Below are 13,635 nucleotides of genomic sequence, written 5' to 3'. Positions count from 1 at the left end.
CTCATGGACCGCCGCATTTTCGGGCTGGAGAACGAGTACGGCGTCACATGCACGTTCAGGGGACAGCGGCGCCTGTCTCCCGACGAGGTGGCGCGGTACCTCTTCCGCCGTGTCGTGTCATGGGGCCGCAGCAGCAATGTCTTTCTGCGAAACGGCGCCCGGCTCTATCTCGACGTGGGCTCACATCCGGAATACGCGACACCCGAATGTGACAACGTGACCGAACTGGTCACCCACGACAAGGCCGGCGAGCGCATTCTCGAAGGACTCCTGGTGGACGCGGAACGACGCCTGCACGAGGAGGGAATCGCGGGCGACGTCTACCTCTTCAAGAACAACACCGACTCGGCGGGCAACTCGTACGGCTGCCACGAGAACTACCTGGTGGCCCGGCACGGGGAGTTCTCCCGGCTCGCGGACATCCTCATCCCCTTCCTGGTGACGAGACAGCTGCTGTGCGGCGCGGGCAAGGTCCTGCAGACCCCGCGCGGCGCCGTCTACTGCGTCAGCCAGCGCGCGGAGCACATCTGGGAGGGCGTCTCCTCGGCGACGACCCGCTCCCGGCCCATCATCAACACCCGCGACGAACCGCACGCGGACGCCGAGCGGTACCGCCGGCTGCACGTCATCGTCGGCGACTCGAACATGTCCGAGACGACCATGCTGCTCAAGGTCGGCGCCACCGACCTGGTGCTGCGCATGATCGAGGCGGGCACCGTGATGCGCGACCTCACCCTGGAGAACCCGATCCGGGCGATCCGCGAGGTCAGCCACGACATCACCGGCCGGCGCAAGGTGCGCCTGGCCAGCGGCCGGGAGGCCTCCGCGCTGGAGGTGCAGCGCGAGTACTTCGACAAGGCCGTCGACTTCTGCGACCGCCGCGGCATCCGCACCGGCACCGTCGCGCAGGTCCTCGACCTGTGGGGCCGCACCCTGGAGGCGATCGAGACCGAGGAACTGGACCGCATCGGCACCGAGATCGACTGGGTGATGAAGTACAAGCTCATCGAGCGGTACCGGGCCAAGCACAACATGACCATGTCCCACCCGCGGGTCGCCCAGATAGACCTCGCCTACCACGACATCCACCGCCGTCGCGGCCTGTACTACCTGCTGGAGAAGAAGGGGCAAGCCACCCGGATCTGCAACGACTTGAAGATCTTCGAGGGCAAGTCGGTGCCCCCGCAGACCACTCGGGCCCGGCTGCGCGGCGACTTCATCCGCCGGGCACAGGAACAGCGCCGGGACTTCACGGTCGACTGGGTGCACCTCAAGCTCAATGACCAGGCCCAGCGCACCGTGTTGTGCAAGGACCCGTTCCGTTCGGTGGACGACCGGGTGGAGAAGCTCATCGCCGGAATGTGACGAAGCCTGCCAAGTCAAGCGTTTGAGCACCGAAATGCCGGGGCGCCACACGGGCGCCGTACGTTTGCCGTACGGCGCCCGTCGCGCCCCGTAGAGTTGCGCGCACGTGAATCCGCAAGACCGACGAATTACGAGGCTTTTTCGTGCGCCGACGCTCACTCCTCCTAGCCGCCGTCCCCGCCGGCCTGGCCACGCTCGCCGGGTGCGGCGACGGCAAGTCCGACTCGAGCAAGGCGAGCGCCTCCGCGACGCCCTCGGCGTCCGCCCCGCCCCCGCCCAAGATCGTCGAGGGGCCGCTGCCGGCGATCACGGCGGGCACGAAGTTCGGTGAGAAGCCGACCGTCGCCAAGGGCCAGGGCGACCCCTCGAAGGACCTCGCGGTCAAGACGATCATCCCGGGCAGCGGCCGCACGGTCGCCGAGAACGACTTCGTCGAGGCGAACTACCTCGGCCAGATCTGGGCGACCGGCAAGGTCTTCGACAACTCCTACGACCGCCACCGCCCGCTGGTCCTGCAGCTCGCCCAGGGCAGCATCATCGACGGCTGGCGCTACGCCCTCACGGGCAAGAAGGCCGGCAGTCGCGTCCAGATCGCCGTCCCGCCCACCTGGGGCTACGGCAAGTCGGGCAACGCCCAGGCAGGCATCAAGGGCACCGACACGCTGGTGTTCGTCATCGACGTGATCGACTCCTTCAACTCCAAGAGCTCCGCCAAGGGCAAGCCGGTCCCGCAGAACGACGCCGCCCTGCCCACGGTCGGCACCAACACCGACGGCAGCGCCCCCGACATCAAGATCGACAAGAAGAACGCCCCGCCGAAGAAGCTGGTGTCGACCTACGTCCTCGAGGGCGACGGCCCCGCGGTCACGGCGGACCAGACCGTGCTGTGCCAGTTCAAGGGCGTGGTCTGGGAGAGCGGCAAGACCTTTCAGGAGACCTACGGGTCCGGGCGGCTCGCCCAGTTCTCGCTGGAGCAGATGCAGCAGGCCGTCAAGGGCCTGGCCCAGGGACTGACCGGCAAGAAGGTGGGCAGCCGGGTCCTGGTCGTCATCCCGCCGGACCTCGGCTACGGCAACACCCCGCCGAGCGGCGGCGTCGTCCAGAAGGGCTCCACGCTGGTCTTCTCGGTGGACATCCTCGCCGCGATGTAGCCCGGCCCGCCGCAGCCGTGATGGCGGGCGGCAGACCTGCGGGGATGACAGACTGTCCGTGTTTCGTGTCGTACACAAGCAGGAGCTTTTGACGTGAGCATCGAGAAGCCCGAGATCGACTTCCCGGGCGGCGAGCCGCCGGCCGACCTCGAGATCAAGGACATCTGGGAGGGCGACGGAGAGGTCGCCCAGGCCGGGGACTTCGTCAAGGTCCACTACGTGGGCGTCGCGTTCTCCACCGGCGAGGAGTTCGACGCCTCCTGGAACCGCGGCACCCCGCTGGACTTCCAGCTCGGTGTCGGCCAGGTCATCCAGGGCTGGGACAAGGGCGTGCAGGGCATGAAGGTCGGCGGCCGCCGCCAGCTGACCATCCCCGCGCACCTCGCCTACGGCGACCGCGGCGCCGGCGGCGCGATCGCCCCGGGCGAGACCCTGATCTTCGTCTGCGACCTGGTGGGCGTGGGCAAGCGCTGACCGGAGCCGGTTCGAACGGGGCCCGTGCCGACAGCACGGGCCCCGTCCGCGCGGCACCCCGGGTCCGTACCGGCCCGCCTTCCCGGCTCCGGCTTTTGCCGCGCCACCCCGGAGCGGTACGGTCATCGGTCGAAAGCACCACAGGGAAGGCGAAGGGCGTCCATGGCGATTGCCAAGGCCGAGCGGCTGATGAACCTCGCGCTGTGCCTGCTCGGCACGCGGCGGCCGCTCAGCAAGCGCGAGCTGCGCGACTCCATCGAGGCATACGTCGAGGCCCCCAGGACGGACAAGGGAGCGGCGGCGTCGGACGACTCCTTCAACCGGATGTTCGAGCGGGACAAGGACGACCTGCGCGAGCTGGGCCTGGTCATCGAGACGGTGGAGAACATCGACGGCGAGGTCGGCTACCTCGCCCGCCGCGACAGCAACCGCCTGCCCGCCATCACCCTGGACGCCGAGGAGGCCGCCGCCCTGGGCCTGGCCGCCAAGGTCTGGCAGCAGGCCCGCCTCGCCGGCGCCGCCAGCGGCGCCCTGCAGAAGCTGCGCGCCGCCGGACTCCCCGAGGACGTCGACCCCTACGAGGCGCACGGCGCCCTCGAACCGCGCATCCCCGTGCACGAGGCGGCCTTCGAGCCGCTGATGCTGGCCTGCCGCGACCGGCGCCCGGTCGTCTTCGACTACCGCAAGGCCTCCGCCGCCCGCCCCGAGCCCCGGCACGTCGAACCCTGGGCGCTGGAGTGCTGGCGCGGCCACTGGTACCTGGCCGGCTTCGACCGCGACCGGGGCGCCGAGCGCGTCTTCCGGCTCTCCCGGATCACCGGCAGGGTCCGCTCGCGCGGCACCGGCTTCACCGCTCCCGTCCCCGACGTGGTCACCGTCCGCGAGACCGTCGCGAGCTGGGCCGGCGAGATCGCCGACGGCACGGCGCTGATCCGGCTGCGTTCCGGCGCCGGTTACCCCCTTCGGGCGAAAGCCGTGCGTGTCCGGGAACTCGGCGACGGCTGGGACGAGTTGGAGATTCCGTACGGGCACGGCCTGGACGCCTGGCTGGTGGAGTTCGGGCCGGACGTGGTGGTCCTGGAGCCGGCCGAGCTGCGCGCCGACGTGGTCGACCGGCTGCGTGCCGTGGCCAAGGGCTGAGGGGGAGCGGAGCACAACCAATGGCAGGCAAACCGGTCAGGCCCGTGAACGCCATCGACCAGACCCGGCGGATGCTCTCCCTGGTGACCTACCTCAGGGAGCGCCCCGGCGCGCGGATCAAGGACGTCGCGCGCGCCTTCGGCATCACCGAGGACGAGCTGGTCTCCGACCTCGATCTGCTGCCCATGTGCGGCACCAGCTTCCGCGGCGGCGACCTGCTGGACATCGACACCGACGGCGAGCGCATCTGGTGGCACAACCCGGCCGCGCTCGGCGAGGAGGCGGCCGAGCCGCTGCGGCTCGCGGCCGACGAGGCCACCGCCCTGCTGGTGGCCGCCCGCGCGGTGTCCACCCTGCCGGGCCTCCGGGAGAGCGACCGGCAGGCCCTGCTGCGGGCCACCGCCAAGGTGGAGACGGCGGCCGGCGAAGCCGCCGGCGCCAGCGCCCGGCTGTCGGTGACGTTCGAGTCCGAGGGGGGCGTCTTCGCCGACGTCGACCGGGCCATATCCGAGCGCCGCCGGCTGTGGATCCGCTACTACTCGCCGGCCCGGGACGAGGTCACCGAGCGCGAGATCGACCCCATCCGCCTGGTCAGCGTCGGCCACACCTACGTGGAGGCCTGGTGCCGCCGCTCCGAGGCCCGGCGCACCTTCCGGCTGGACCGGGTCGCCGAGATCAGGATCCTCGACGAGCCGTCCGCGCCGCCCGAGGTGGAGCTGCGGGACCTGTCGCAGGCGCTGGTCCAGCCGGCCGCCGAGGACCCGGAGGTCGTGATCGAGGTCGGCCCCGGCGGCCGCTGGGTGGCCGAGTACTACCCGCACGACAGCGCCGATGAGCTTCCCGACGGCGGGCTGCGTATCACTCTGCGCACCCCCGATCCGGCCTCCCTGCGCCGGCTGGCCCTGCGGCTCGGCCGCGACGGCCGGATCGTCTCGCCGCCCGAGCTGGCCGACAGCGCCCGCCGGGCGGCCGCGGAGGCACTGGCGGCGTACGACGACACACCGCCGCGGGCGGTGCACGGTGTTCCCGATGGTCAGGAGCGGGTGTGAGCGAGTTCGCGGGGCCGGGCGCGCAGGACGGCGCGGGCCAGATGACGGTGTCGGCCGCCTTCGCCGGGATGAGAAGAGTGGTGCCCGTGGTGTTCCGGGCCGGCTGCCCGGACTGCCGGGGCCGCTTCGAGCTCGCCGCCGGCGCCCTGCGCCTCGCCATCGGCGCCACGAGCCGGACGACGTTCTACTCCTTCACCTGCCCCGACTGCGGAGCCGCCGTGCGCAAGCCGGCCGGGGAGCGCATCGTCGAACTGCTCACCGGCGGCGGCGTGCGCACCCTGCGGCTGCACTCCACGGTGTAGGTCCGGTCCGGGACGGTCTAGGGTCGACGCATGTTCTGGCCGATGTTCGCCGTAGCCGTGGGTTTCGTGGGTCTCGCCGTGCTGGGGGTGCTCGCCGTGAGGGTCTTCGTGGAGGCGCGGCGCCTCGGGGAGCAGGTGGCGCGGTCCGCGAGCCGGATCGACCGGGCCGCCGCGGACCTGGAGCGTGCGGCGGCCGGCACCGCCCGCGCCGTGGACGCGCTGTGAGTCTCGCGTCTCATACGGTCTGGGGCACTTCGCCCTGTCATGGCCCGGGTCCGGCCAGGTACGCTGCAGGTCGCGGGCCGGTGAACGAGGCACGGTCCGCCGGCGGAGAAATACGCGAGGGGATTGTTCCACGTTCACTCCCGGGCGTTACGATCGCTGCCAGCACGATGGTCAGACTCGTGTCCGACCCGTCGGACACTCCCCGCCTCGGTGAGAAGGTGAAGAACTATGTTCCGCAACGGACTTGAGCCGTGGCACCTGGTGGTCCTCGTACTGGTGCTCGTCGTCGTGTTCGGCTCCAAGAAGCTTCCGGACATGGCGCGCTCGCTCGGCAAGTCCGCGCGCATCCTCAAGAGCGAGGCGAAGGCGATGAAGGAGGACGGCAAGCAGCCGGCCGGCACCGCCCAGTCCACCGAGGAGCCCGCTCCGGCTCAGCGCACGATCAAGGCCGCTCCCGGCGACGTGACCAGCTCCCGCCCGGTCAACGAGCCGACGGACACGACCCAGCGCTGACGCGAGGGCCGGATGCCACCGGTCCGCTGCACGAGATGAGGATGTGGGTTGCTCAAGCCTGCCCGCAAGAAGGAGAGAGATCCCGAGGGGCGGATGCCGCTCGCGGATCACCTGCGTGAGCTGCGCAACCGGCTCGCGAAGGGCGTCCTGGCCATCCTGGTCGTCACGATCGTGGCGGCGTTCTTCTACCGGGACATCATCAACTTCATCACCGAGCCGGTGCTCGACGAGGTCGGCTGCAAGGCGACCTTCGGGGAGCTGGCCAAGGTCAAGAACGCCCACTGCGCGCACATCACGGTCAGCGGCCTGCTGGCGCCGTTCACCCTGGCCCTGAAGGTCGCGCTGACGGCGGGCGTCGTGCTCGCGTCGCCGGTCTGGCTCTACCAGCTGTGGGCGTTCGTCGCGCCGGGGCTGCACCGCAACGAGAAGAAGTACGCCTACGCCTTCGTCGGCTTCGGCTTCCCGCTCTTCCTGGGCGGCGGCTACCTCGCCTACCACGTGCTGCCCACCACGGCGAAGGTGATGATCGACCTCACGCCGGACAGCGCCGAGAACCTGCTGCCGCTGGACAACCTGCTGGACCTGATCACCCGCATGATCGTCGTCTTCGGCCTCGCCTTCGAGATGCCGCTGCTGCTGGTCATGCTGAACCTCACCGGCGTGCTCTCCGGGCGGCGCATGCTCGGCTGGTGGCGCGGCATGGTCGTCGGCATCACCGTCTTCGCCGCCGTGGCCACGCCCAGCCCCGACCCGATGACGATGCTGGCGCTGGCGGCGCCGATCTGGGGCCTGTTCTTCATCGCCGTGGCGTTCTCGCTGCTGAACGACCGGCGCCGGGCCCGCCGCGCGTCCCTGGGTCCCGCCGACGACGAGGCGTCCGAGCTGGACCTGACCCCCGAGGACATCGGCGAGATCGAACCCGTCCCGGCCGCCCGCGCCCTGCCCGAGCAGACCACCGCGGAGCGGGTCAACGGCTACGACGACGTCACCTGATCCCGCACCCGGCCCCCGGGCCCGCGCGTGATGCCCCCGCCCGGCGAGGACGGGGGCATCCGTCTTTGCCGATCAGCCCACGTTCCGGATAATGATCGTCCTGTTGTCGGTGGGGCCCGGTACGCTCGAAAGCACGATGACAGAGGACCTCTCACCGGCCGAGCGGTACGCGGCAGCCCGCAGGCGGGCAGCCGAGCAGGCCACCGCCCTCGCGTCCTTCCGCGAGATGTACGACTTCGGCCTCGACCCCTTCCAGATCGAGGCCTGCCAGGCGCTCGAGGCGGGGAAGGGCGTGCTGGTGGCCGCCCCCACCGGCTCGGGCAAGACGATCGTGGGCGAGTTCGCCGTCCACCTGGCCCTGCTCCAGGGCAAGAAGTGCTTCTACACGACACCCATCAAGGCCCTGTCGAACCAGAAGTACTCCGACCTGTGCCGCCGCTACGGCACGGCGAAGGTCGGCCTGCTGACCGGCGACAACAGCGTGAACGCGGACGCCCCGGTGGTCGTGATGACCACCGAGGTGCTGCGGAACATGCTCTACGCCGGCTCGCAGACCCTCCTGGGCCTGGGCTACGTGGTCATGGACGAGGTGCACTACCTCTCCGACCGCTTCCGCGGCGCCGTCTGGGAAGAGGTGATCATCCACCTGCCCGAGTCGGTGACGCTGGTGTCGCTGTCGGCGACCGTGTCCAACGCCGAGGAGTTCGGTGACTGGCTGGACACCGTCCGCGGCGACACCGAGGTGATCGTCTCCGAGCACCGGCCGGTGCCGCTGTTCCAGCACGTGCTCGCCGGGCGCCGGATGTACGACCTGTTCGAGGAGGGCGAGGGCCACAAGAAGGCCGTCAACCCCGACCTCGTGCGGATGGCCCGCATGGAGGCGACCCGGCCGTCGTACCAGGACCGCCGGCGCGGCCGCGCCATGCGCGAGGCCGACCGGGAGCGGGAGCGCCGGCAGCGCTCGCGCGTGTGGACGCCGGGGCGCCCCGAGGTCATCGAGCGGCTCGACGCCGAGGGCCTGCTCCCGGCCATCACCTTCATCTTCAGCCGGGCCGCCTGCGAGGCCGCCGTCCAGCAGTGCCTGTACGCGGGCCTGCGGCTCAACGACGACGAGGCCCGGGAGAAGGTCCGGGTCCTGGTCGAGGAGCGCACCGCCCACATCGCCCCGGAGGACCTGCACGTCCTCGGCTACTACGAGTGGCTGGAGGGCCTGGAGCGCGGCATCGCCGCCCACCACGCCGGCATGCTGCCGACCTTCAAGGAGGTCGTGGAGGAGCTGTTCGTGCGGGGCCTGGTGAAGGCCGTGTTCGCCACCGAGACCCTCGCGCTCGGCATCAACATGCCCGCCCGCTCGGTGGTGCTGGAAAAGCTCGTCAAGTGGAACGGCGAGCAGCACGCCGACATCACACCGGGCGAGTACACCCAGCTCACCGGCCGCGCGGGGCGCCGCGGCATCGATGTCGAGGGCCACGCTGTGGTGCTCTGGCAGCGTGGCATGAGCCCCGAGCACCTGGCCGGTCTCGCGGGCACGCGCACCTACCCGCTGCGCTCCAGCTTCAAGCCGTCGTACAACATGGCCGTCAACCTGGTCGAGCAGTTCGGGCGGCACCGCTCGCGCGAACTGCTGGAGACCTCGTTCGCGCAGTTCCAGGCCGACAAGTCGGTCGTCGGGATCTCCCGGCAGGTGCAGCGCAACGAGGAGGGCCTGGAGGGCTACAAGGCCTCCATGACCTGCCACCTCGGCGACTTCGAGGAGTACGCGCGGCTGCGCCGCGAACTGAAGGACCGCGAGAACGAACTGGCCCGGCAGGGCGCGAACCTGCGGCGCGCGGAGGCCGCCGTCGCCCTGGAGCGGCTCAAGCCGGGTGACGTCATCCACGTCCCGACGGGCAAGTACGCGGGGCTGGCCCTGGTGCTGGACCCCGGGCTGCCGGCCGGCCGGTCCAACGGCCACCGCGGCTTCGACCACCACGACGGCCCGCGCCCGCTGGTGCTGACCGCCGAACGGCAGGTCAAGCGGCTGGCGTCGATGGACTTCCCGGTGCCCGTCGAGCCGCTGGACCGCATGCGGATCCCGAAGAGCTTCAACCCGCGCTCCCCGCAGTCCCGCCGCGACCTCGCCTCGGCGCTGCGCACCAAGGCGGGGCACATCCCGCCGGACCGGCACCGCAAGCGGCGCTCCGAGGCCGCCGACGACCGCGAGATCGCCCGGCTGCGCACCGCGCTGCGCGCCCACCCCTGCCACGGGTGCGACGACCGCGAGGACCACGCCCGTTGGGCCGAGCGCTACCACCGGCTGCTGCGCGACACCCGGCAGCTGGAACACCGCATCGAGGGCCGGACGAACACCATCGCCCGCACCTTCGACCGCATCGTCGCGCTCCTGACCGAGCTGGACTACCTGCGCGGCAACGAGGTCACCGAGCACGGCAAGCGGCTCGCCCGGCTCTACGGCGAACTGGACCTGCTGGCCAGCGAATGCCTGCGCGAGCGCGTCTGGGAGGACCTCGCCCCCGCCGAACTGGCCGCCTGCGTCTCGGCGCTGGTGTACGAGGCGCGGATCGGGGACGACGCCATGGTGCCCAAGCTGCCCTCGGGCAAGGGCAAGGCCGCGCTCGGGGAGATGGTCCGCATCTGGGGCCGGCTGGACGCACTGGAGGAGGAGTTCCGGATCAGCCAGACCGAGGGGGTCGGTCAGCGCGAGCCGGATCTCGGGTTCGCGTGGGCCGCGTACATGTGGGCCTCCGGCATGGGACTCGACGAGGTGCTGTGCGAGGCGGAGATGCCGGCCGGTGACTTCGTGCGCTGGTGCAAGCAGGTGATCGACGTGCTGGGGCAGATCGCCGCGGCCGCGCCCGCCGAGGGCTCGACGGTGGCGAAGGCCGCCCGCAAGGCGGTCGACCAGTTGCTGCGGGGCGTGGTGGCCTACTCGTCGGTGGGCTGACGGCCCGTCGTGATGTCCCCGGCGTCCGGCAGGGTGCCGGGGACTTCCGGTATGTGCTCCTCGAACTCCGGTCGGTCATCGGGGAGTTCACTCATCACGGTGAGCTGCTTTCGCGCACCCGTACGCCGTCACGTTCAGTGTTCGAACAAGTGCGCACCGTGTAAATGGAGTTGAGCGTACTCCTGCCCCAGGGGCCATTTCAGGTGCTTGCCGAATATGACACGGCGATGATCCGGTCGAACTAAGCTCGCCCGCGACGCACCGAGTTGAGGTGAATTCGCGCTTCTGTTCCCAAACATCCGGAAGATCCCGTCAGTTCCATGAACCTTCCCCACGAAAGCTCCCCCGACACCCGGCCGACCCGTCCCAGAAGGCATCCATGGTGAGTGTTCGAAAGCCGCCCGGCGGCCGTGAACGTCCGTACGCACGCGTGCTGGTGCTGCCGGCACTGGTGATGGCCGCGGCCACCGGGGCCGCCGTCGCCCTGGTGCCGGCCACCGCCCGGATCGCCGTCGGCGGGTGCGGGGCCGTGGCCCTGCTGCTGGTCCTCGCCGCCGCCGCCGAAGTCGACCGCCGCGGGCGGAGACTGCGCGAGGCACGGGCCGAGCACGCCCGTCACACCGCGTACCTGGAGCACCGTCTCGCCGCCTACGACGCGGAGGTCGCCCGCCTCAACAGCGAGATCATGCCCACCGCGCTGCACCGGCTGCGCGCCGGGGAGTCGCTCCGGGAGGTGATGCGCAAGGTCGTCGACAGCAACCCCGAGATGCGCCTGACCGAGGCCCAGCGCGAGCTGATCCACCAGGCACTGCGCGGCGCCGACCACGAGATCTCGATGCGCGACGCCACCGAGCGCTCCGTCGTCAGCATCGCCCGCCGCGTCCAGGCCATCGTCCACCAGCAGGCCAAGGAACTGCGGGAGATGGAGGAGGACCACGGGCGCAACCCCGAGGTCTTCGACGACCTGCTGCGCGTCGACCACGGCACCGCGCTGATCGGCCGCCTCGCCGACTCCATCTCGGTCCTCGGCGGCGGCCGCCCCGGCCGCCAGTGGCCCCTGCCCGTGTCGCTGTACAGCGTGCTGCGCGGCGCCATGTCCCGGATCCTGGAGTACCGGCGCATCGAGCTGAACTCGATCGTCAACGTCAACATCAAGGGCACCTCGGTCGAGCCGATCCTGCACGCGGCCGCCGAGCTGATGGACAACGCCACCCGCTACTCCCCGCCGACCACCAAGGTGCACGTCACCGCCACCGAGGTGCAGACCGGCCTGGTCATCGAGATCGAGGACGCCGGCGTCAGCCTCAGCGAGGAGTCCCGCGCCCGTATCGAGCAGGCCATCACGGACGCCATGGTGGGCGACGACGCGCACAACCTCGGCGACAGCCCCCGCCTCGGCCTCGCGGTCGTCGGCCGGCTCTGCAAGGCCTTCGACATGCAGGTCTCGCTGCGCGCCTCCGCCTACGGCGGCGTCCGGGCGATCCTCGTCGTACCCCGCGTGATGACCACCACCGAGCCCGGGGTCGGCGCCGCGCACGGCATCGGCGCGACGGCCGTGCCCATCCCCGAACTCGGCGCCGTCGAGGGCCCCAAGCGGCCGCCCAAGAAGCGCCGCCCCACCAGCCCCCGGATCCCCGCCGGGATCTCCATGGAGGACGACGTCCCCGAGGTCACCGAGTGGACCGCGGGCGGGCTCCCGCAGCGCCGCAGCCGGGTGAAGACCCCCCTCAGCCAGCGGCTCGCCGAACAGGCCGCCATCGAGCGCGCCGAGCGCGAGGGCCGGCCCACCATCTGGTCGCAGACCAGGGCGGAGCCCGAACCCGAGCCCGAGATCGACCCCGAGCGCAAGAAGCTGATGGACCGCCCGCCCGGCCTGTGGGTGGACGCCTTCTGGGACGGCCTGCGCCAGGGCATGCCGGAGGGTGCCACCGCCTCCGAACTGACCGACTTCACGCGGAACCCGACCGCGTACCTGCACCTGATCGATGATTCGGCCGCCCCCACCGAGGCCGACGACGAGGGGAACCTCAAGTGATCCAGCAGCGAGCGAACCTGGACTGGATGCTCAAGCAGCTGAACGACGGCGTGCCGGGCATCCAGATGATCGTGGTCCTCTCCGCCGACGGACTGCGCATCGCGCGCTACGGCGGCGACCCCGACGCCGCCGACCGGGTGGCCGCCGCCTGCGCGGGCGTGCAGAGCCTGGCCGGCGCCATCATCCAGGAGATCCCGGGCGCCGGTGACATGAAGCTCGTGGTCATCGAGATCGACGGCGGCTACTTCTACCTCATGTCCGCCGGCGCCAACGCCTACCTCGCCGTGCTCGCCGACGTCACCTGCGAACCGGGCCGGATGGGCGCCATGATGCGCGACCTCGTCGTCCGGATCGGCACCCATCTCACCAGTCCGCCCCGGCGGAACGGGCAGACCGTATGACTCCTCCACGACGCAGGCGGCGCCGGCCGCAGCACCTGCCGGCACCCCCGCCCCCGCCTCCCGCGCGGCCGGAGGGCGGCAGCGACAGCGAACTGCGCAACCTGGAGCGGCTCTACACCATCGCCGGGCCGGGGGACGGCGGCCGGGCCGAACTCGACCTGGTCACGCTGATCGTGGCGCGCTCCGCGCCGCCGCCGTCCGCCTCGCCGGAGGAGGCGGCCGTGCTCCGGCTGTGCACCGCCCCCCTGTCCGTGGCCGAGCTCTCGGCCTATCTCAACCTGCCGTTCAGCGCGATGACCGTCCTGATCACCGAGCTGATCACGGCCGAACTGGTGCAGGCGCGCGCCCCGATCGTCCGCCAGGCGCTCCCCGACCGTTCACTCCTCGAAGCGGTGATGCATGGACTTCAACGGCTCTGACACGATCCCCGGACCACGCACCGAGGACCACCTGCCGCACACGGCCCAGGCCGCGGTGAAGATCGTCATCGTGGGCGGCTTCGGCGTCGGCAAGACCACCATGGTCGGCTCCGTCAGCGAGATCAGACCGCTGACCACCGAGGAGACCATGACCCAGGCCGGCATCGGCATCGACGACAACTACGGCTCCGACTCCAAGACGGCCACCACCGTGGCCATGGACTTCGGCCGCATCTCCCTCACCGAGAAGCTGGTGCTCTACCTCTTCGGCACCCCCGGCCAGGAGCGTTTCTGGTTCCTGTGGAACGGCCTGTTCGAGGGCGCGCTCGGCGCGGTCGTCCTGGTCGACGCCCGGCGCCTGGAAGTCAGCTTCGACGTCATGGGGCGGCTCGAGGAGCGCGGCGTCCCCTTCGTCGTCGCCGTCAACTCCTTCCCCGACGCGCCCCGTTACCCGCTCGAGGAGCTGCGCACCGCCCTGGACCTGGCACCGGAGATCCCGATCGTCGACTGCGACGTACGCCGCCGGGCCTCCAGCAAGGACGTGCTGATGACCCTGATGCGCTTCCTGCACTCCCTCGCCCTGTCCGGCGCCCTCACCTGACCCGCGCCCCGACCGGCCCCCTG

At 71.0% G+C, this 13,635-nt stretch carries 14 protein-coding genes; all 14 read left to right on the top strand.

Annotated elements, in window-relative coordinates; genetic code table 11:
* Nucleotides 1-3 precede the first annotated feature (3 nt).
* The 14 genes from pafA (at nt 4) to AQJ66_RS15265 (ending at nt 13,612) form a co-directional block, all read left to right on the top strand.
* Nucleotides 4-1,365: a Pup--protein ligase gene (pafA, locus tag AQJ66_RS15330; protein ID WP_061921237.1), complete on the top strand. Its 1,362-nt coding sequence runs from the start codon at nt 4-6 to the stop codon at nt 1,363-1,365.
* A gap of 143 nt (nt 1,366-1,508) precedes the next feature.
* Nucleotides 1,509-2,516, top strand: coding sequence for an FKBP-type peptidyl-prolyl cis-trans isomerase (locus AQJ66_RS15325; RefSeq protein ID WP_061921234.1), 1,008 nt, complete (start codon nt 1,509-1,511; stop codon nt 2,514-2,516).
* 93 nt (nt 2,517-2,609) lie between these two features.
* A complete protein-coding gene (locus AQJ66_RS15320; protein ID WP_061921231.1) occupies nt 2,610-2,990 on the top strand; it encodes an FKBP-type peptidyl-prolyl cis-trans isomerase in 381 nt (126 codons plus the stop codon).
* 162 nt (nt 2,991-3,152) lie between these two features.
* On the top strand, nt 3,153-4,130 hold the full coding sequence (locus tag AQJ66_RS15315; protein WP_061921228.1) for a helix-turn-helix transcriptional regulator: 978 nt from the start codon (nt 3,153-3,155) through the stop codon (nt 4,128-4,130).
* A 20-nt stretch (nt 4,131-4,150) separates the two neighbouring features.
* The gene (locus AQJ66_RS15310) at nt 4,151-5,179 is read left to right on the top strand and encodes a helix-turn-helix transcriptional regulator (protein ID WP_061921225.1); all 1,029 of its coding nucleotides are present in this window, start codon (nt 4,151-4,153) and stop codon (nt 5,177-5,179) included.
* Between the two features lie 41 nt (nt 5,180-5,220).
* Nucleotides 5,221-5,481: a hypothetical protein gene (locus AQJ66_RS15305; RefSeq protein WP_061921717.1), complete on the top strand. Its 261-nt coding sequence runs from the start codon at nt 5,221-5,223 to the stop codon at nt 5,479-5,481.
* 30 nt (nt 5,482-5,511) lie between these two features.
* A complete protein-coding gene (locus AQJ66_RS15300; RefSeq protein WP_061921222.1) occupies nt 5,512-5,706 on the top strand; it encodes a hypothetical protein in 195 nt (64 codons plus the stop codon).
* A gap of 228 nt (nt 5,707-5,934) precedes the next feature.
* Nucleotides 5,935-6,219 (top strand): Sec-independent protein translocase subunit TatA, encoded by a 285-nt coding sequence (gene tatA / locus AQJ66_RS15295; RefSeq protein WP_061921219.1) that lies wholly within the window; start codon nt 5,935-5,937, stop codon nt 6,217-6,219.
* Between the two features lie 48 nt (nt 6,220-6,267).
* Nucleotides 6,268-7,212: a twin-arginine translocase subunit TatC gene (gene tatC / locus AQJ66_RS15290; protein ID WP_208611366.1), complete on the top strand. Its 945-nt coding sequence runs from the start codon at nt 6,268-6,270 to the stop codon at nt 7,210-7,212.
* A 91-nt stretch (nt 7,213-7,303) separates the two neighbouring features.
* Nucleotides 7,304-10,156, top strand: coding sequence for a DEAD/DEAH box helicase (locus tag AQJ66_RS15285; RefSeq protein ID WP_061921213.1), 2,853 nt, complete (start codon nt 7,304-7,306; stop codon nt 10,154-10,156).
* Between the two features lie 379 nt (nt 10,157-10,535).
* Entirely contained in the window at nt 10,536-12,191 is a 1,656-nt protein-coding gene (locus tag AQJ66_RS15280; protein WP_208611365.1) for an ATP-binding protein, read from the top strand.
* On the top strand, nt 12,188-12,592 hold the full coding sequence (locus tag AQJ66_RS15275; RefSeq protein WP_061921206.1) for a roadblock/LC7 domain-containing protein: 405 nt from the start codon (nt 12,188-12,190) through the stop codon (nt 12,590-12,592). Before AQJ66_RS15280 ends, AQJ66_RS15275 begins: the two co-directional genes overlap by 4 nt.
* Nucleotides 12,589-13,011 carry a DUF742 domain-containing protein gene (locus AQJ66_RS15270; RefSeq protein WP_061921201.1) on the top strand — a complete coding sequence of 141 codons (423 nt, stop codon included), beginning with the start codon at nt 12,589-12,591 and terminating at the stop codon, nt 13,009-13,011. Before AQJ66_RS15275 ends, AQJ66_RS15270 begins: the two co-directional genes overlap by 4 nt.
* Entirely contained in the window at nt 12,992-13,612 is a 621-nt protein-coding gene (locus AQJ66_RS15265) for a GTP-binding protein (RefSeq protein ID WP_061921199.1), read from the top strand. Before AQJ66_RS15270 ends, AQJ66_RS15265 begins: the two co-directional genes overlap by 20 nt.
* Nucleotides 13,613-13,635 lie beyond the last annotated feature (23 nt).

The organism is Streptomyces bungoensis (genome assembly GCF_001514215.1).
Taxonomy (GTDB): Bacteria; Actinomycetota; Actinomycetes; order Streptomycetales; family Streptomycetaceae; genus Streptomyces; species Streptomyces bungoensis.
The sequence above is the reverse complement of the archived record's forward strand: the minus strand, read 5'-3'. Positions and strand labels throughout refer to the sequence as shown.

Excerpts from the sequence above, each read along its gene's own strand:
- pafA (WP_061921237.1), top strand. The coding sequence starts at position 4 with ATGGACCGCCGCATTTTCGGGCTGGAGAACGAGTACGGCGTCACATGC.
- AQJ66_RS15315 (WP_061921228.1), top strand. The coding sequence starts at position 3,153 with ATGGCGATTGCCAAGGCCGAGCGGCTGATGAACCTCGCGCTGTGCCTG.
- AQJ66_RS15310 (WP_061921225.1), top strand. The coding sequence starts at position 4,151 with ATGGCAGGCAAACCGGTCAGGCCCGTGAACGCCATCGACCAGACCCGG.
- AQJ66_RS15305 (WP_061921717.1), top strand. The coding sequence starts at position 5,221 with ATGACGGTGTCGGCCGCCTTCGCCGGGATGAGAAGAGTGGTGCCCGTG.
- AQJ66_RS15300 (WP_061921222.1), top strand. The coding sequence starts at position 5,512 with ATGTTCTGGCCGATGTTCGCCGTAGCCGTGGGTTTCGTGGGTCTCGCC.
- tatA (WP_061921219.1), top strand. The coding sequence starts at position 5,935 with ATGTTCCGCAACGGACTTGAGCCGTGGCACCTGGTGGTCCTCGTACTG.
- AQJ66_RS15285 (WP_061921213.1), top strand. The coding sequence starts at position 7,304 with ATGATCGTCCTGTTGTCGGTGGGGCCCGGTACGCTCGAAAGCACGATG.
- AQJ66_RS15280 (WP_208611365.1), top strand. The coding sequence starts at position 10,536 with ATGGTGAGTGTTCGAAAGCCGCCCGGCGGCCGTGAACGTCCGTACGCA.
- AQJ66_RS15270 (WP_061921201.1), top strand. The coding sequence starts at position 12,589 with ATGACTCCTCCACGACGCAGGCGGCGCCGGCCGCAGCACCTGCCGGCA.
- AQJ66_RS15265 (WP_061921199.1), top strand. The coding sequence starts at position 12,992 with ATGGACTTCAACGGCTCTGACACGATCCCCGGACCACGCACCGAGGAC.